The 19,450-nt window shown below is 47.6% G+C and carries 10 protein-coding genes; 9 read left to right on the top strand and 1 reads right to left on the bottom strand.

What is annotated here, in order from left to right:
* Window positions 1-248 precede the first annotated feature (248 nt).
* The 9 genes from dgoD (at window position 249) to HUW51_RS08700 (ending at window position 18,430) form a co-directional block, all read left to right on the top strand.
* Entirely contained in the window at window positions 249-1,487 is a 1,239-nt protein-coding gene (dgoD, locus tag HUW51_RS08740) for a galactonate dehydratase (protein WP_185273590.1), read from the top strand.
* Between the two features lie 648 nt (window positions 1,488-2,135).
* A complete protein-coding gene (locus HUW51_RS08735; protein ID WP_185273589.1) occupies window positions 2,136-5,270 on the top strand; it encodes a SusC/RagA family TonB-linked outer membrane protein in 3,135 nt (1,044 codons plus the stop codon).
* 45 nt (window positions 5,271-5,315) lie between these two features.
* Window positions 5,316-6,875 carry a SusD/RagB family nutrient-binding outer membrane lipoprotein gene (locus HUW51_RS08730; RefSeq protein WP_185273588.1) on the top strand — a complete coding sequence of 520 codons (1,560 nt, stop codon included), beginning with the start codon at window positions 5,316-5,318 and terminating at the stop codon, window positions 6,873-6,875.
* 76 nt (window positions 6,876-6,951) lie between these two features.
* On the top strand, window positions 6,952-8,313 hold the full coding sequence (locus HUW51_RS08725; protein ID WP_185273587.1) for an enolase C-terminal domain-like protein: 1,362 nt from the start codon (window positions 6,952-6,954) through the stop codon (window positions 8,311-8,313).
* Window positions 8,314-8,475: 162 nt separating this feature from the next.
* Window positions 8,476-11,568 (top strand): SusC/RagA family TonB-linked outer membrane protein, encoded by a 3,093-nt coding sequence (locus HUW51_RS08720; protein WP_185273586.1) that lies wholly within the window; start codon window positions 8,476-8,478, stop codon window positions 11,566-11,568.
* Between the two features lie 21 nt (window positions 11,569-11,589).
* Window positions 11,590-13,062: a RagB/SusD family nutrient uptake outer membrane protein gene (locus tag HUW51_RS08715; RefSeq protein ID WP_185273585.1), complete on the top strand. Its 1,473-nt coding sequence runs from the start codon at window positions 11,590-11,592 to the stop codon at window positions 13,060-13,062.
* Window positions 13,063-13,164: 102 nt separating this feature from the next.
* Complete coding sequence (locus tag HUW51_RS08710) at window positions 13,165-14,625, top strand: glycoside hydrolase family 140 protein (protein ID WP_185273584.1); 1,461 nt, start codon at window positions 13,165-13,167, stop codon at window positions 14,623-14,625.
* A gap of 580 nt (window positions 14,626-15,205) precedes the next feature.
* The gene (locus HUW51_RS08705) at window positions 15,206-16,192 is read left to right on the top strand and encodes a hypothetical protein (protein ID WP_185273583.1); all 987 of its coding nucleotides are present in this window, start codon (window positions 15,206-15,208) and stop codon (window positions 16,190-16,192) included.
* A gap of 3 nt (window positions 16,193-16,195) precedes the next feature.
* Window positions 16,196-18,430, top strand: coding sequence for an outer membrane protein assembly factor BamB family protein (locus HUW51_RS08700; protein ID WP_185273582.1), 2,235 nt, complete (start codon window positions 16,196-16,198; stop codon window positions 18,428-18,430).
* A 413-nt stretch (window positions 18,431-18,843) separates the two neighbouring features.
* Here HUW51_RS08700 and HUW51_RS08695 read toward each other — a convergent pair whose 3' ends face one another.
* Window positions 18,844-19,281, bottom strand: coding sequence for a nuclear transport factor 2 family protein (locus HUW51_RS08695; protein WP_185273581.1), 438 nt, complete (start codon window positions 19,279-19,281; stop codon window positions 18,844-18,846).
* Between the last annotated feature and the right edge of the window lie 169 nt (window positions 19,282-19,450).

Genomic DNA, 19,450 nt, shown 5'->3' with positions numbered 1-19,450 from the left:
CAACTTATGTAAAGAACAGACAGGTTATTTATACTTCCTGTTTTAATAAAAGATACAACCTTAACATAAAGGCCCGGAGAAAAATCTAAACAATTAAAAGATTATTTCTTACCGCCTGGAAATACTACAAACTAAGTCATTAAGAGCAAAAACAAATTTTTATTCATTGACTTTGGCGGGACAATTTTTGTTGCTCGGCCTGCTAAAAGAAGAATTACTAATTAATTTTTAAAATAATAACATCTTCTATGAACAAAACTAGTATTTCCCGACGCAAAGCCATCGAGTCGGTTTTGGGAGTGGCTGGTATGGGATTATTACTGCCTTCTTCTTCCTACGCCTATGCTTCCGGGCCGCCTAAAAACTATTATAAGGATAAAGTAAAAATTACCCGCCTGGAAACTTTCCTGATTAAGCCCCGCTGGATTTTTCTGCGCATTCATACCGATGCCGGCGTGGTGGGTCTGGGCGAACCGTTACTGGAAGGCCGCGCGCTTACCATTCAAACGGCCATCAAAGAGATTGAACCTTACTTAATTGGCAAAGACCCGCGGCAGGTGGTGCACCATTGGCAAGCCATTTACCGTCACGCATTTTACCGCGGTGGTCCTATTTTAACCAGCGCTTTAAGCGGCATTGACCATGCTTTGTGGGATATTAAAGGCAAACTACTCAATGTGCCGGTGTACGAACTGTTTGGCGGCCCTACCCGCGACCGGGTGCGGGTTTACGGCCGCGCCAGCAACGCCGACGACATGAAGAAAAGAGTAGCAGAAGGGTATAAAACCATTAAAACCGGGGTAGCCAAAGAAAACCCCGCTCGTATGGTCGAAAACCCCAAATTTATTCAGTACGCTGCCGATAATTTTGCCTCTTTGCGCCAGGCCGGCGGCAAAGACATGGACATTGCCATTGACTTCCACGGAGCCATTTCGCCGCAAACCGCCAAGGTTTTAATTAAAGAACTGGAGCCGTATCAGCCGATGTTCGTGGAGGAGCCTTGCCAGGCGCAAAATGTAGATACTTTAGCCGAGATTGCTCACGGTACGCATTTGCCCATTGCGGCCGGCGAACGAATATTTACTAAATGGGGCTTCCGCGAAATCCTGGAGAAAAAAGCCGCCAGCATTTTACAACCCGATTTATGTCACGCCGGCGGTATTACCGAAGGCCGCATTATTGCCGGGATGGCCGAAGCCTACTACATTCCGATTGCGCCGCATAACCCCATGGGCCCGATTTCTTTAGCCGCTGGTTTGCAGTTGGCCGCCAGCATTCCTAATTTTTTGGTGCAGGAGCAGGTTTCGTTGGGCGAAGGCTATTTAAAAAAACCTTTTAAGCTGGAAAAAGACGGTAACGTGCTCATCCCCACCGGGCCCGGTTTAGGAGTTGAACTCGACGAAGACAAGATAAAAGATAAAATTGGCCACGACTGGAAAAACCCCGAATCGTACGATCCGCGCGACGGCTCGGTAGTAGATTGGTAAAAGCCCGGCCTGGATTTTAAAAATTTAAAAAATTGCCTAGAGCTGTTGATTGGGTTTTCTTCTCTGGCTGTAGGCTCCCAAAGTATAAATTTTTAAAAATTGAGGGCTTACAACAAATCTAAAAATGGCGCACCAATCTACGTCAGGTAGCCGAAACAGGCTTTCGTGAAAGAAAAACAGGATCATTCAACGAAAATTTTAAATTTTTAACCTGAATAGAATTTAAACTCCAGGTAAAATCAATGAAGAATTTTAATGAATCCTGCGCTTTTGTAGTGAATTAGCAAATTGAAGTAGTACTGACGTACTGGTGAAGTAATAAAGCGATACCTGAATTTATTTTTTATCCGATTCTTAAGCCTATCCTTGATTAAGATCTGGTGCTTTTATATAAATGAAGTACCGGTTCATTGCTCCTTCCGGGGGTCTTACAGGGTAGCTTAATCTGGATTTATCGAATTAAGAAATGAAAGCAATGACACCCTTACACGCCCCACGATGGAGCTTTTTGTAGCTGGTACCAGCCCGGAATATTTTAAAAATTTAAAAAATTGATATTCTAAAACTGGTTATTCTGTCCATCCTGCCTCTTACGAGGAGAAATTACTGCTTGTTTTGAATTTGTATTACTTTTTAACGAAGCCATTTATGTTGAAAAAAGCTTTACAATTAATTCTCCTGCTTCTGATTTTATGTCAGGTGCCGGTATTAGCACAGGATGACCGGATTACCGGAAAAGTGACCGGTTCGGAAAATGAAGGCCTTCCGGGAGTAAGCATCCAGGTTAGCGGCACCAACCAAGGTACCGTTACTGATGCGGAAGGTAACTTTACTATAAATGCTCCCGGCAATGCCACGCTTATTTTTTCTTACATTGGGTATACCAACCAAACCGTAAACGTCAACAACCGCTCCGTAATTAATGTTACTATGTCCACGGATACCAAAGCCCTGGACGAGGTAGTAGTTACCGCGCTGGGTATTAAACGGGAAGCCAAAACTTTGGGCTATGCCACCGCCACCGTTAACGCCGACCAGATTGCCGTAAACCGCACACCTAACGTGATGAGTGGCTTGCAAGGTAAAATGGCGGGCGTTAATATTTCTACCATGGCCACCGGTCCGGGTGGTTCGAGTAAAATCCGGATTCGGGGTCAATCTTCTTTTGCCGGCCAGAACAGTCCGCTTATTGTAATTAACGGCGTGCCAGTAGATAACTCTAACTACGCTTTAGGTGGCAACTACGGCAACCGGGTAGCCAACAACTCCGACGGCGGCGACGGTCTGCAAAGCATTAACCCCGATGATATTGAATCTATGACCGTGTTGAAAGGCGCTACGGCGGCGGCTCTTTACGGCTCCCGGGCTAAAGACGGAGTGGTCATGATTACTACTAAAAGCCGGGGCGAAGGAAAAGGTTTAGGCGTAGAATACAACACCAACTTAACCACCGAAACACCATTAGATTTCTCCGATTTCCAATACGAGTACGGCCAAGGCGAAGGCGGTGTACGGCCACAAGCTCCCAATCCTTTATCGGGCGTGTGGAGTTTCGGCGAAAAATTTCAGCCCGGCATGACGCAGATTTTATTCGATGGTGAAACCTGGCCCTACGAACCGGTACGCAACCGCATCCGCAAGTTTTACAACGTGGGCACCAACTTTACCAACACCGTGCGGGTATCCAATAACGGCGAAAACGGCGGTTTTAGCCTTTCTTTTGCCAACCTCGACAGCAAAAGCATTGTGCCGAATTCCAAGTTCAACCGCAAAACCATCAACTTAGGCTTCAACCAAAATATTTCTAAAAAACTTTCTACTTCGGGTAATTTAAACTACTCCAACGAGTACAATAAAAATCCGCCCCAAATTAACGGACAAGAGTTTGCTACACCAACCGTGGTAATGACTTTGGCCAACTCCATGCCTTTTGAAGCGCTGGAACAAAACCAGTTATTGCCCAACGGTTACGAGTTTCCGTTTGCCCGCTTTTTGGTACGCAACAACCCGTATTACGCCGTTAACCAGCATTTCGAGAATATCCGCCGCGACCGGCTGTTCGGAAACATTGCCTTAAAATACCAGTTCACCGATTGGCTGTACTTGCAAGGCCGCATTGCTCAGGATTTTTACACCCGCGACCAGGATTATAACGTGCCCAATGGTTACGCTGCTATTGCCCCGGCTCCGGTTGGCTTTATTAACGGCAGCTACACCCAGGATGTACGCCGGTTCCGGGAACGCAACTACGACTTTATCTTGGGCGCGAACCGCACTTTCGGCGATTTTGGCGTGGATGTAACGCTGGGCGGTAATACCCGCTACGTGCGCATGGATTATAACAGCGTAACCGTGCAGGACTTTATTCAGCCGGGCTTGTACACCGTAATGAACGGCCGGGTGAAAAACCCATTCTACAGCTTATCCGAACGCAAAGTAAATTCTTTGTACGGCGCCGCTACCTTGTCTTTCCGGGAGTATTTGTACCTGAACGTTACCGCCCGCAACGACTGGTTCTCGACCTTAGCGCCGCAAAACCGCAGCATTTTGTACCCATCAGTTACTGGTAGCTTTGTGTTCTCGCAAGCGTTTGAGAGTATGCCGGCCTGGCTTTCTTTTGGTAAGTTACGGGCCGCTTACGCCGAGGTGGGTGACGATAATGTAGCGCCGTATTCCAACGCCTTATATTACAGCGTAAACAACAACTTATTCCCGAACCCATCGGGCCAGGTAGTACCGGTAGGTGGTATTAACGCCTCTACCATCCCGAACCCGAATTTAAAACCCTTGCGCGTTGCCGAAGCCGAAGTAGGTTTAGAATTAAAGTTGTTTAACAATTTCTTAGGGTTTGATATTGCTTACTACCGCAAAATAACCAACGACCAGATTCTGGCGGCTCAGGTTTCCGATGCTTCGTCGTACACCAACCGCTTAATTAACGTGGGTAAAAGCATGAACAAAGGCGTGGAAATGTTAATCTCCGCGGCGCCAGTGAACACGCCTGCTTTCCGGTGGGATGTAAGCTTTAACGCTTCTTACAATACTTCGGAAGTACTTACCCTGGGCTTAAACGCCGCCGATACCATGATTGTAGTGGGAGGTTCCGGCGGAACGACGCTGCGCCAGGTTGTTGGTCAGCCAATTGGCCAGTTATACACCTTTAGCTACCTCCGCGACGACCAGGGTCGGCAAGTATTTAATAAAACCAGCGGTACGCCTTTGCGGGGTGGTTTAGTAAACGTAGGCAGCGCTTTACCAAGGTACTTTGGCGGTATTACCAACACGTTTACTTATAAAGGAGTGAGCCTTTCTACCCTCATCGACTTTAAACTAGGTCATAAAATGATTGGCGGCTCCAACATGAACTACCTGCGCCATGGCTTGCACAAAAGAACCTTGGTGGGCCGCGAAGAAGGTTACGTGATTGGCCAGGGCGTAAACCCCGACGGCGAAGTAAATACCACCCGGGCACCCGTGCAGCCTTTTTACGAGTGGCCCAACGCCAACGGCGTGTTCGAAGATTTTGTGTACAACGCCGGTTTCTGGAAGTTACGCCAGATTACCCTGAGCTACGACTTTACCAAGATGTTGCCCCAGAAGTTTTTCATTAAAGGTTTGAAATTTAGTGCGGTAGCCAACAACGTGGCCGTGCTGAAGAAATGGACCGAAAACATGGACCCCGAGCAGGTAAATAATGCCTCCGATAACCAGACCGGTTTAGATTTCTGGCCGAGTTTGCCTTTAACCCGCAGCTTAGGATTTAACCTGAATGTTAAATTTTAAAATTTTAGGCTAAAAAGATTAATGAACAGCAAAATATCTGGAATCATGAAAAATTTTAAAATTTATATAATGGGAATGCTCCTGGTTTTCGGGAGCCTTACCAGTTGCGACGAAGGGTTTGATGAACTCAACACGAACAAAGTAGACCCTACTACCCTCACGCCTTCTTTCCTGATGAACAACGCTATTATTAATACGTCGTTTCAGGATGGTTTTGGCACGCTGGTGCACTTGTCGTATACCTTCCCGATTGTGCAGCAGATTGTAACGCCTTTCGGCAGCTCGCTTTCCGGGGGTAATTACAACCAGAACAACGTAGATAATACGGCCCGCATCTGGACTACTTATTACCGCACCGTAGTGCGCGATATTGTGGATGTGGTGCAGAAAACCAAAGACGTAGAAGCCAGTGTTAACACCTATCACTCTGCCCGCATCTGGAAAGCCTACGTTTTTCAAATGTTAACCGATACGTACGGCGATATCCCGTATTTCGAGGCTGGTAAAGGTTTTTCGGAAAATATAATTACTCCGAAATACGATGCGCAGGAAGTTGTTTATAAAGATATTTTAAAAGAACTCGACGAAGCTACCGCCGCCCTGGATGCAAGCAAGGCTGCCGACCCAACCGATATTTTGTATGGCGGCAACGTAGTTAAATGGAAACGTTTTGGCTACTCGCTAATGCTGCGGGCTGCCATGCGCTTAACCAAAGTAGACCCCACGCTGGCCCAAACCTACGTAGCCAAAGCCGTAGCCGGCGGCGTGATGCAATCCAATGCCGATAATGCCGCTACCCGCCACACTGCCCTGTACGTAAACTGGCTCGCCGACCATTTAGGCGCCCGCGAGAAAGCCAATTATTACCTGGCCGCTCCTTTTATCAATTATTTAAGAGAAAACAGCGACCCGCGGTTAAAAGCCATAGCCGTGCGCTACGTAGGCGCCAAAAGTGGTTCAGAACAGGTAAACGACCGCGCTACCACCGACCCGGCTAAGCAAGTTGGTATGCCTATGGGCTACGATAACGTAACCATTGCCCAAACTTTTGCCGAATTGGGCGTAGCCAGTTTGTGGGATTTTTCGCAGGTAAATATTAATACGGTGCTTAACCGCACGGCTGCCCCCACTTACCACGTAACGCACTCGCAAACGCAATTGCTTTTGGCCGAAGCCGCGGTTAGAGGTTGGATTACCGGCGACCCGGCTACTTACTTTACCAACGGCATTACCGCCCACATGGAGCAATTTGCCGAGTACGGCCCTAATGCGGCCATTCCATCGGCAGATATTCAGGCGTATGTGCAGGCGCACCCGCTGGATGTTAGTACTCCCGAAAAAGCCCTGGAAGGGATAAACACGCAATACTGGGTTTCTTCTTTCTTAAATGGCTCCGAGTTGTTTGCCAATTTCCGGCGCAGCGGTTATCCGGCCTTAACGCCTAATCCTTATCCGGGCAAAGAAATCACCGAAGAAGATTTTATCCGGCGCTTAAATTACCCCGATAGCGAAATCGTGGTGAACCAGGCCAATATAAACGAAGCACTTACCCGGCAAGGCCCTAACAAGCTAGACACCCGCGTGTGGTGGGATAAGAAACTATAATGGAACCTCTTTCCGGAGCTTAGCTGCTAAGCTCCGGCTTTGATTTTTTAAATTTTTTAAAATAAACACCCTCTTAATGGAAAAATTAAACAAAGACGTACTGGAAAGCCGCCGCGATCATTTAAGAAAATTAGGTCTGGGAGCATCTGCTGGCCTATTAGGTTTATTTGGTACCCCGGAAAGCCGCGCCGAACAACGGGTTACGCCGGCTTACGCCAAAGGTATGAAGCCCGTTAAAATAAAAAGTGTAAAAGCCATTGGCACCGCACCGCAAGGCTCTAATTTAATTGTAGTAAAAGTAGAAACCACCGAACCGGGCTTATATGGCTACGGCTGCGCCACATTTACGCAGCGTGCCGAAGTAGTGGTTACCGCCATTAACAACTACCTGGACCCTTTATGCGCCGGCAAAGACGTAGATAATATCGAAGACGCCTGGCAATCGGCGTACGTGAGTTCATATTGGCGCAACGGGCCGGTATTAAACAATGCTTTAAGCGGATTAGACCAGGCTTTGTGGGATATTAAAGGCAAAAGAGCCGGTATGCCGGTGTACCAGTTATTGGGCGGCAAAGTACGTTTCGCGGTGCCCTGCTACACTCACGCTAACGGTAAAACCCCCGAAGAAACCGCTAATGATGCCAAACGCATCATGGACAGCGGCTTTAAATACGTGCGGGTGCAGCAAGGCGGCTACGGGGCTACCGCTATTTCGTCTAAACCTGATTTTAAAGATGCAGGTTTTGGGGGCGCCAACGACCAATACATGAATCAAACCGCCTACATGAAATCGGTGCCCAAATTATTCGAAGCTACCCGTAAAGTGTGCGGCGAAGAAGTAGAACTGCTACACGATATTCACGAGCGGCTGGACCCCATGGATTCCATTAACATGATTAAAGCGCTGGAAGATTACCGGCCTTTCTTCATCGAAGACCCTTTCTCCCCGGAAAACCCCAAGTGGTTCAAAATGCTCCGCCAAAGCACTACCGTACCCATTGCTATGGGCGAGTTGTTTAACAACCAAAACGAGTGGAAAGAAGCCATGATTAACCAATGGTTCGATTACATCCGGATTCACGTGTCGCAGATTGGCGGTATTACCCCAGCCATGAAGGTAGCCCGTTTAGGTGAGTGGTTCAACGTAAAAACCGCCTGGCACGGCCCCGGCGACGTGTCGCCGGTAGGTCATGCGGCCCAGTGCCACATGGACTTAGCTATCTGGAATTTTGGTATTCAGGAAGCCGTGAGCTTTAACGATAAAACCTTAGAAGTATTCCAGGGCTGCCCCACCATGAACAAAGGCTACATGTCGGTGAACGAAGCGCCGGGCATTGGCGTGGAAGTAAACGAAAAAGCGGCCGCCAAATACCCGATCTCCAACAAAGCCGGCAACTGGCAGGTGCGCAAATTCGACGGTACCATTATCCGGCCTTAGTAAATTTTAAATTTTTAAAAAATAAACTTCCGGCTACCACTGCTGTAACCACAAAGTTAAATTTTACCCTAGCGATTAACGTCTGCGGCAATTTTTGGCTTTGTGGTTCTTCTGTCAATCAAAATATTTTAAAATTTCACCCATAACAATGAAGTAAACTTTATGAAAATCCCTTACAATTTAGGAGCGGGCCGACCCTTGTTTTCGCGCTTGGCTTTAGTGCCCGCCTTAGTCCTGGCTTTAGCCCTGGACGCCAACGCTACACCAGAAAAAGTAGCGGCGGCAACTACCAAAAACATAGTAGCCGAAACCCTAACCGGTTCGGTGAAAGACACCAAAGGTGTAGCCCTGCCGGGAGTAACCGTTTTACTAAAAGGCTCCAGCACCGGTACTACTACTGATGCCAACGGTAACTTTACGTTACAAGTACCTTCTTTATCGGGAACTTTAGTTTTCTCTTTTATCGGCTATTCGGCCAAAGAAGTAGCCATTACGGGCACTGGTCCGTTTAATGTAACCTTAGAAGACAATGCCAAATCGCTGGAAGAAGTAGTGGTGGTGGGTTACGGTACGCAACGCAAAACCGACGTTACCGGCGCTTTAACCTCTATTTCCACGAAAGAATTTGCCCAGCAACCCGTTACCCGCGTAGACCAGGTTTTACAAGGCCGCGCGGCCGGCGTACAAGTAACCCAGGCCGGTGGCGCTCCGGGCGGTGAAGCCCGCGTACGTATCCGGGGAGCCAACTCCGTGTTGGGTAACAACGACCCTTTGTACGTGGTAGATGGTTTTGTAGGAGCCGATTTTACCACCGTTAACCCCAACGATATTGAGTCTATACAGGTATTGAAAGATGCGGCTTCTACGTCTATTTACGGTAGCCGGGGTGCCAACGGGGTAGTTATTATTACTACTAAAAAAGGCACCAAAGGCGGCTTTAACGTAACCTACGAAGGCCAGGCTTCTACCTCGGAAGTAATTAAAAAATGGGATGTGCTGGGAGCGGCTGATTTTGCCGAAATTACCAACCAGCGTTCCGCGGCTTTAGGCTCTTCGCCTATTTTCACGCAGGCCCAAATTGATGAGTACCGCGCGAATGGCGGCACCGACTGGCAAGACCTGGTATTCCGGCGCTCCTGGGGGCAACAACACCAATTAAGCGTATCGGGGGGTAACGATAAAACTACCTTCCTGTTATCTGCCAACTACCTGAACCAGGATGGCATTATTGAAAACACCGGCTACAAACGCTATATCGTTCGTTCCAACATCAACTCGCAACTAAATGACAAAATCTCATTACGCTTAAACATATCGGGTACCCGCATCCAGAACCACAATACCGGCTTAACCGGTGGTACCGCCAACCCGGTAGTACAAGCGCTGGCCTGGTCGCCGACAACCAAGCCGTACGACGCTAACGGTAAAATAATTGCTTCGGATCCGGTAGGTTCGGTGGCTACCAACCCGGTGGCTTTACTCTACGACCGGAACTCTGACGTAGACCGCAACATTGCCAATATTGTAGGCGGTGTTAATTTTAAATTACCGGTAAATGGTTTGGCTTTAGACCTGCAATACGCGGTTAATTACGCCAATACCCAAGGCAAATACTTTAACGGGGTAGATGTAACCCGGGGAAACCCCAATGCCAACCGTACTTCTAACGAGCAAATTAATTTACAAAGCACCAACTCGCTGACGTATACACGCAGCTTCAACGAAGTACATAACATTAATGCGGTAGCCGTATTTGAAGCGCAGCAATTTTCCGACAACGGTTTTTCTGCTACCGGTAACACCTTAACCTTCCCAACTTTAGGCTATTACAATCTGCCTTTAGCTAACTCGTACACCGTAGGCTCTGGCTTTACCAAATGGACTTTGCTCTCTTACCTGGGCCGGGTAAATTATTCTTTTAAAGATAAATACCTGTTGACTGCCTCCGTACGGCGCGATGGTTCTTCTAAGTTTGCGGAAAATAACCGGTACAGTGTATTCCCGTCGGTAGCTGTTGGTTATAATCTGGCCGAAGAAGATTTTTTAAAAAATACCAATTTGTTCAGCACCTTAAAAGTAAGAGGAAGCTGGGGTATGACGGGTAGCCAGGCGATTAACCCCTACGCTACTTTATCAACCTATAATACCAACGCCCCGGTTGCGTTTAATAATGGCAGGGTAGTTAGTGGTATTCAGTTAGGTAACCCCGGTAACTTAAACCTGAAATGGGAAACTACCAAGCAAACCGATGTGGGCGTGGAAATGGGCTTCCTGAATGGCCGGATTACTTTAGAAGCGGATTATTTTGTGAAGCATACCACTGATTTGTTGCTGAACCGGTCTTTGCCGGCCTACGTGGGTGGCGGAACCCAAACCATTAACGTGGGTGAAATAGAAAACAAAGGTTTCGAGTTTTCGTTGGGTGCTACCGTGCTGGAATCTGAAGGCTTAAACTGGACCAGTAACCTGAACATGTCGCTGGTTAAAAACCGGGTAGTTAGCTTGGGCGGAATTGCCGAACGCATTCCGCAGGGTACAGGCGTTGGAGCCGGTATGTCTACTACCAGTGAATTTATGTTAGTTCCGGGCCGTTCTTTAGGTTCTTACTGGGGTTATAAATACCTGGGCACCTGGAAACCAAACGAAGCCGAGGAAGCGAAGAGATACAAAGCCAATCCCGGCGATTCGCGGTACGAAGACGTAGATAACGATGGAGCCATTAACGCCAACGATTTCCAGATTATTGGTAGAGGTATTCCTACCACTACTGCCGGCTGGAACAACACCTTCACTTACAAGAATCTAACTTTAAACTTATTCTTCCAGGGCGTATTTGGCATTGATAAGTTAAACTATACCCGCGCAGCAGCCATGTCGGGTAGCGGCGATGCCCGCCAGTACATCTTGTCAGAAATTAAAGACCGTTACATTCCTGGGGTAAACGAAACTTCCGATATTCCGGCCTTTAGCTCTACCAACGTGGTGTTTACGCAATCGAGCCGGTTCATAGAAAACGGAAATTACATTCGCTTAAAGAACGTGAGTTTATCGTATAATCTGCCGGCTTCGGTAATTGGCAAAGGCAACATTAAAGTATTTGCCAGCGGCGTTAACTTATTAACGTTTACCAAATACAAAGGCATCGACCCGGAATCCAGCAACATTGGCGCTTCTACCGACACGGCCCAGGGCATCGACTACGGCGCTTATCCTAATTCCAAAACCTACACTGTGGGTTTAAACCTGTCTTTTTAATTATTAATCCATCAGAAGAAAATGAAAAAATTAAATATATTATTACTGGCGGCGATGCTGGCAACCGGCACCGGCTGTAAAGATTACCTCGATGAGGAAACTAACGGCGCCTTATTGGGTGCCCAGGCTTTAAGTTCGCAACAAGGCCTGGAAGCGGCTTTAACCGGCGCTTACAAAGGTTGGGCCAATACCTGGGGAACTGGTTTTATTCATGCTACGGCAGTAGCGGCCACCATGGGCGGCGACGATATTACCACGCACAAAGCCAGTAACAAAGCCGACTTCCGGGAGTTCGACCAATTTAACGTACCGGCTACCAACCAAAGAACCCAGGCGCTTTACAGCGGTTGCTATAAAGCCATTCAGGGAGCCAACAACGTTATTGCCAATTACAAAAACACCACCGGTGATGCCGCCATTATCAGTTCTATTGCCGGCGAAGCGCATTTTATCCGGGCAGTATCTTACTACTGGCTCACCCGCTTGTACGGCAGCATTCCGTTAATTACGCAAGCCGAGTTTTCGGATGATTTGTTAACCGTGGGCAAAACCGCTCCGGCGGAGATTTATAAATTAATTGAAGCCGATTTACTCGAAGCAGAAAAGTTAGTACCCGATGCCCGGCGTAACGGCGAACCAGGCCGGCCGAATAAAGGCACCGTAAAAGCTTATTTAGCCGATGTATACCTCACCGAAGCGGGCTACCCTCTAAAGCAAACCGAGAAATACGCCCTGGCCGCTGCGAAAGCCAAAGAAGTAATTGATAATAAAGCCACTTACGGCTTTGATTTATTACCAACTTACGCGGCCGTTTTCGAAAATGATCCGCTGAAAAACGGTAACGCCGAAACCGTATTCCAGATTTCAACTTTCCAAGGTAATGGTTCTACTACCAATGCCAATTACGGCTGGTCGGCCATGCCGGGTGAGGAAAGCGGTTGGGATGATTTCTTCGCCGAAATCAACTTTTTTAATAATTTCCCGGAAGGCCCCCGCAAAGACGTTACTTTCCGGACTACTTTTAAGAAAGCCGATGGCACTACCATTCCGTGGCAGCAAAGCCAAACCCAGCACCCGTATTATCAGAAATACTACATCAAAGGCGAAGTGAAAAACTGGGCCTCGTCGGTACCGGAATCTATGATGCGCTACGCCCACGTGCTCACCATTTACGCCGAAGCGCAAGCCCGCGCCACCGGCACTCCTGATGACTTGGCTTATACTTCCATTAACGCCATCCGTACGCGGGCAGGCTTAGAGCCTTTGCAAGGTTTATCCGGTGAGGCATTTGCCGCGGCAGTGGTGCAGGAACGCGCCTGGGAATTTGCCGCCGAAAGAACCCGCTGGTTTGACTTGGTACGTCTGGAAATGGTTGAAGCCGCTAACGCCAACAAACACCCCAACGATTTGCAACCTATCGGAAGCATCGCCAAGGAAGATTACGTATTCCCGCTGCCATTCTCCGAAACATCGGTTAACCCTAACTTAAAGTAATTCCGGGTTTGCCACTACTTTTTTAAAAAACATAGCTATCTTGCTGGGTTTATACCTGGTTGGGTAGCTATGTTTTCCTAATTTTTACTGCTACTTTTTATTATGAAGCAAAAGTTTCTTTTCATTGCTTTTATAAGCTGTTTTATTGCCAGCGCCATCCAGGCGCAAATTAAAGTAAGCCCGACTAATCAGTATTTAACTACCCGGGATGGGAAACCTTTCTTTTGGCTAGGCGATACCGATTGGGAAATATTTCACCGGCTCACCCGAGAAGAAGCCGAACAAGTATTAGAAACCCGCAAACAACAAGGTTTTAACGTAATCCAAGCCGTGGCTTTAGCCGAATTTAACGGCGTACGGGAACCTAACCGCTACGGCGATACCCCTTTACTAAACGACGACCCAACGAAACTAGCCATAACACCGGGCACCAACCCGAACAATCCCGACCAATACGATTACTGGGATAATGTAGATTTTGTAATTAAAAAAGCTGCCGAAAAAGGCATGTACATTGGTTTATTACCCACTTGGGGCGATAAAGTTACCCCGAAATGGGGCGACGGCCCGGTAATTTTCAATCCGGAAAACGCCGAAACCTACGGTAGCATCCTGGCCAATCGCTACAAAAACCAATGGAATATTATCTGGATTTTAGGCGGTGACCGCCCGGCAAAATATAAATCAGACCGAGAAGGTCAAATGAAAGAGTACGACCAGGTGCCTATTTGGCGGGCCATGGCCCGAGGCATTGAAAGTGTTATGGGGAAAGATGTTTTTATCACCTATCACCCGGGCGGCGGCCCCAATTCTACTTCGCAGCAAATTCATCAGGAAGATTGGCTCGACATGAATTCGTTTCAATCGGGTCACGGCAACCGCGAAGCCGAAGCCTGGGATTATGTAACCCGCGATTTAGCGCTTACACCCAAAAAGCCTACCCTGGACATGGAGCCTTGCTACGAAGAACACCCGGTAAACCCCTGGGACGGCAAATGGACTCGCCAAAGCCGCGGTTACTTTACCGCTTACGATGTTCGGGCGCGCATTTACCGGGGCGTATTTGCCGGCGCTTGCGGCGTTACTTACGGGCACCACAGTATCTGGCAATTTGTTAACCCCAAGCTGTACAAAACCATTAACCTCGGCGACACTTTAGTAACCTGGCAACAAGCCTTAAAAGCGCCGGCGGCCGGGCAAATGCAATTTTTAAAAAATCTGATGTTATCGCGGCCGTATTTAACCCGCGTGGCCGACCAAAGCCTGATTGTTTCGGATAAAGGCAGCACCTACGTAGATGTAATAACCGCCACCCGCGATGAGCAAAGCGCTTATGCTTTTATTTATTTACCGCAAAACAAACCCGTAACGGTTGATGTGGCTAAAATTACCGGTAAGACTAAAAATATTTGGTGGTATAATCCAAGCACCGGAAAAGCAACTGCCGAAAAAACGATCCAAGCAAATGATAAACAAACGTTTACTCCGCCATCCGAAGGCAAAGATTGGGTATTGGTCATTGATGATGCTTCTAAAAAATTCAAAATGCCGGGTAAATTGTGAGGATGAATGATAATTGGAGAAGAAATTTTTAAATTTTCACCGCTTCTGTTCCTCCCCCTACCCCCTCCAAAGGGGGACTTTTTACCTGCTATAAAGCAGATTTGGTAAGGAGGGATTTTATTAAATGAACCTATTCTGCTGTGTAGTTAAATAGGTTCCTCCTGAATGACACCGATGTATTGAATAGATGAAACTGTGAAAAAAATTTAAATTTTTTAAAATCTTGCTAGCCAGCGATGCAACAAGTAGTCGTTCCAGGTGCAGAAAACGACGCTAAACTGTTCGAGCGTTCAGCGAGTTTTTAGCGTCTTGACTTTTTTGGTTCTTTTTGTGTCAAGACAAAAAGAACAAGACCTAAACTATGAAACAGCTTCACTTAGAAATAAAGCTACTCAGCTAGCTATACGAACGAGAATAAACTTGCTTTAACTGGTAGGCATGGAAGTAAATCCGCGCCATAGTAGGGCGAACGATAATTAGTAGATTTTAGCTAAAGCATCAGCCCGGCCAGAGGCCTCCTAAATAGGTAAACACGAGCGAAGACGCTCGCGCCATAAATAACAAAACAAACAAGTAACGCATGAAGAAATTACTCTTATTAACCTGTACATTAATCAGCTTATCCAGTGCCATCTGGGTAGCCAATTTCCCGCAGGCCGACATTAAAAACGAATCCGTGAAAGCTACGCTGTATTTACCCGATGCGCAGCAAGGCTTTTACCAGGGCACCCGTTTTGATTGGTCGGGTGTGATTGCCAGCCTGGAGTACCAGGGGCACCAGTATTTTAGCCAGTGGTTCGAAAAATACGATCCTAAAGTGCACGAATCGGCCACTGGGCCGGTAGAAGAATTTACTGTATTGGGCTACGACGAAGCCAAACCCGGCGATACTTTTTTAAAAATTGGCGTGGGCGCTTTGCGCAAAGCCGACGACTCGAAATACGCCTTCGCGAAATACTACGACATCGTGGACCCTGGCAAATGGACGGTAAGCAAAAAAGCCGACCGCGTAGAATTTACTCATGAACTGAAAGATGCCGCTGGCTATTCCTACATCTACCGGAAAACAGTGCGGTTAATGAAAGACAAACCGCAACTGGTACTGGAACATAGCTTAAAAAACACCGGCAAAAAAGCCATAGCCACCAGCGTATACAATCACAACTTTTTCACCATCGATAATGAGCCTACCGGCCCCGGCATCGAAGTAAAGTTCCCGTTTAACGTGCAAGCCCAAGGCAAAGGCTTTGGCGACATTGTGCTGGCCGGCAACAATAAGCTCACTTACACCCGCCCTTTAAACAAAGGCGAGAGTGTATTTAGCAGCGGCTTAGAAGGCTTTGGCACCAGCGCTAAAGATTATGATTTTAGAATTGAGAATAAAAAAACCGGTGCCGGTGTGCGGATGACGAGCGACCAACCGATTTTAAAAATTGTGTATTGGGCCTGCGCCACTACCTCTTGCCCCGAACCTTACATTTCCATAAATGCTGCCCCCGGGCAAGAAATGAAATGGAAAATTAACTACGACTTTTACACTTTTCCTAAAACTGCATCAACGAATTAATAAATGAATCACCGATTAAAATTCCTGGCAGCGGGTCTGCTGCTTTTGGGAAGCTGCGTACAATCCGGACCCGAAAAAAACAAAACCAGCTTAGCCACCAATAACGAAGATTGGCGGGAATACGGCGGCAACAAAGCCGGTAACCGCTACTCGCCCTTAACCCAGATTAACACCGAAAATGTTAAAAATTTAACATTAGCCTGGTCCTACGACACCGGCGAAAACAACAACCCCAACGAGCGCGGCGGCGAAATTCAATGCCAGCCCATTGTGGTAAACGGCATTTTATACGGCACTACACCTCGCCTTAAACTTTTTGCCGTGCGGGCCGCTACTGGCGAGCAGCTTTGGAAATTCGATCCTTTTGCCGAACCCGGTAAAAAGCCCCGGTTTCACCCAATCCGGGGCGTATCTTACTGGGAAGACGGCAACGATAAACGCATTTTGTATGCGGCCGGGCCGTTTTTGTACGCTATTAATGCCTTAACCGGCGAGAAAGTAGCCAGCTTTGGAAATAACGGCGAAGTAGATTTACACGAAGGCCTCGGTGACCGCGAAACCTTTGACCACGATGTGAATAGTTTGTCCGTGGATATGACGACGCCCGGCGTAGTGTACAAAGATTTTTTAATTGTGGGCTCACGCGTATCGGAATACGGCGATGCCGCGCCGGGTTACATCCGGGCTTTTAACATCCGTTCGGGTAAACTCAAGTGGGTGTTCCATACCATCCCAAGGCCCGGCGAGTACGGCTACGAAACCTGGCCCAAAGATGCTTACAAAAATATGGGCGGCGCCAACGCCTGGAGCGGTTTAGTAGTCGACGAAAAGCGGGGAATTGTGTATACCGGAACCGGTTCGGCGGCGGTAGATTTTTACGGCGGTGCCCGCAAAGGCGACAATTTATTCGCGAACTCGGTACTGGCCTTAGATGCGCAAACCGGGAAACGGGTGTGGCATTTCCAAACGCAGCACCACGACCTTTGGGACCGCGACTTGCCTTGCCCACCGAACCTCGTAACGGTAAAACATAACGGGAAACTGGTAGATGCGGTGGTACAGGCCACCAAAGACGGGTTAATTTTTGTTTTCGACCGCGATACGGGTACGCCTTTGTTTCCGGTAAAAGAAGTGCCGGTACCTACCAGCCCGGCTTTGCCCGGCGAGCATCCCTCACCTACGCAACCTATTCCTACCAAGCCGGCGCCGTTTGCCCGGCAGGAACTCACCGAAGCCGACATTACCGACCGCACGCCGCAAGCCCGAGCTTACGTGCTGGATCGTTTCCAAAACAGCTTGCGCGGCAGCAAATACATGCCGCCCAGCATAGAAGGATCGTTGTTTTTTGGTTTTGGTGGAGGCGCCGAATGGGGCGGCAATGCGGCCGATCCGGATGGTATTTTGTATCAGAACTCCAACGAAATGCTGTGGTGGCTGAAAATGCGTGACATGCGTAACCAGGACCAAGGGGTTGTTTCTAAAGGAAAATCACTGTTTAACAGTACCTGTGCGGTTTGCCACGGCGTAGACGGTAAAGGCAGCGGCGGCGGCGACCAGGCTCAGGCTTACCCGGTATTAACTGACGTGGGCAAACGGCTAACCCGCGAGCAAATTGCCGCTACCATTCGGACCGGTCGCGGCCGCATGCCGTCGTTCCAGCATATTCCGGAGCAGGACCGCGAAGCCATCGTTAACTTTTTACTGAATACCGAAGCGAAACCTAATCCGGGCGCTACGGCTTCGGTGGCCACTGATTTTCATAATGCGGGACAAAATTTAAAAGCCGGCGAGAACAGCAATTTTCCGTACGTGCCGCCTTTTTTAAACAACGGCTACACGCAATTCCGGGATCAGGATAATTATCCGGCCATAAAACCGCCTTGGGGCACCATGAACGCCATTGACTTAAATACCGGCGAATATCTGTGGCGCGTACCACTGGGCGAATACCCCGAGTTAACCAAGAAAGGCATTCCGCCTACCGGCACCGAAAACCACGGTGGCCCCGTAGTAACTGCCGGTGGCTTGGTATTTATTGCTGCCACTTACGACGAAAAATTACGGGCTTTTGATAAAAAAACCGGTAAAGTAGTATGGGAATATCAATTACCAGCCGGTGGTTTTGCCACGCCCATTACCTATATGGTAGACGGGAAACAATACGTAGTAATCGCGGCCGGTGGTACCCGTTACCGATTAAAACCCGGAGGAACTTACGTGGCTTTCGCATTACCGTAAATTTTTAAATTTTTTATTTTTAAGAGAAATTACCATAGCAAAGCCCGGTAGAATCAACTACCGGGCTTTGCTATTAATATTTGCTGATGATCTATCAAACAAAAGTATTTCACCCAAGAGCACTTTAGCTATGCGTAGAGTTCGCGTTAGCGGTCTATACGCATTTTCCGGATAGCCAATCCCCTGATTGGCGTAACTATGCATTCAGATAAACACCAATCAGAGATTGGCCGCACAAAAGTACTTAGAGCGCTATGCTAACTCTAAGCACAACATAGGACAACTAGGAAAATCAAAACCATCTACTTAAAAGTTTGTTTTTCGTGTAAACAAAATAGCCTGGCCGTGAAGAACAGCCAGGCTATTTTGTTTAGTTATAATCCAAGGTACTATTTACCTGATTTTTTCAGATTTTAGGTTAGTTTAAAAGCTTGGCGGGCTACTAATTTCCATTTGCCTTGTTGCTTTTGCCACACTAACAATACCCCTAGCTTGGTGCTGCCGGGCGTACCGCCGTTATTAGTCTGAGCCGAAAAGTTATGGCGTACAATAGCGGTATTGCCTAATATTTTAATGGTTTGGTCGGTTACATCCATGGTCACAAAATCGTTTTCGCCGCTGGCTAACACGCTGATAAAAGTGGCTTTATCTTCTAGCTTGCCGTTAGAGTGACCGTAGGTTAAATCCGCAGACGTAACTTGGTCCAGCGCATTTTTGTCGCCATCGAGCATGCCTTGGCGCAGCTTCGCTACGGCAGCAGCTACTTCTTTTTCATCTTTCGATTGGGTTTGCGCCTGCGTGTTCAGGGCTAATACAAATAAGGTAAAAATTAAAAAAAAGCCTTTTTTCATGTGATTTAAAAGTAAGAATAAAGTGGTTTGCTAGAAATATCCGGATGATAAAGATAGGTTTTATTTCTATTTTCAGCCAACTCCATCTCTTAAAATTTACCGAAAAATAACCGGTTTTGGCTCGCACCTTAAACGTACTAACTTATAGTTCCGGCACCCAAAAATATTA

The sequence above is a fragment of the Adhaeribacter swui genome (assembly GCF_014217805.1).
Lineage (GTDB): Bacteria > Bacteroidota > Bacteroidia > Cytophagales > Hymenobacteraceae > Adhaeribacter > Adhaeribacter swui.
Note: the sequence above shows the minus strand (reverse complement) of the source record. Positions and strands in the feature narration are given on the sequence as shown.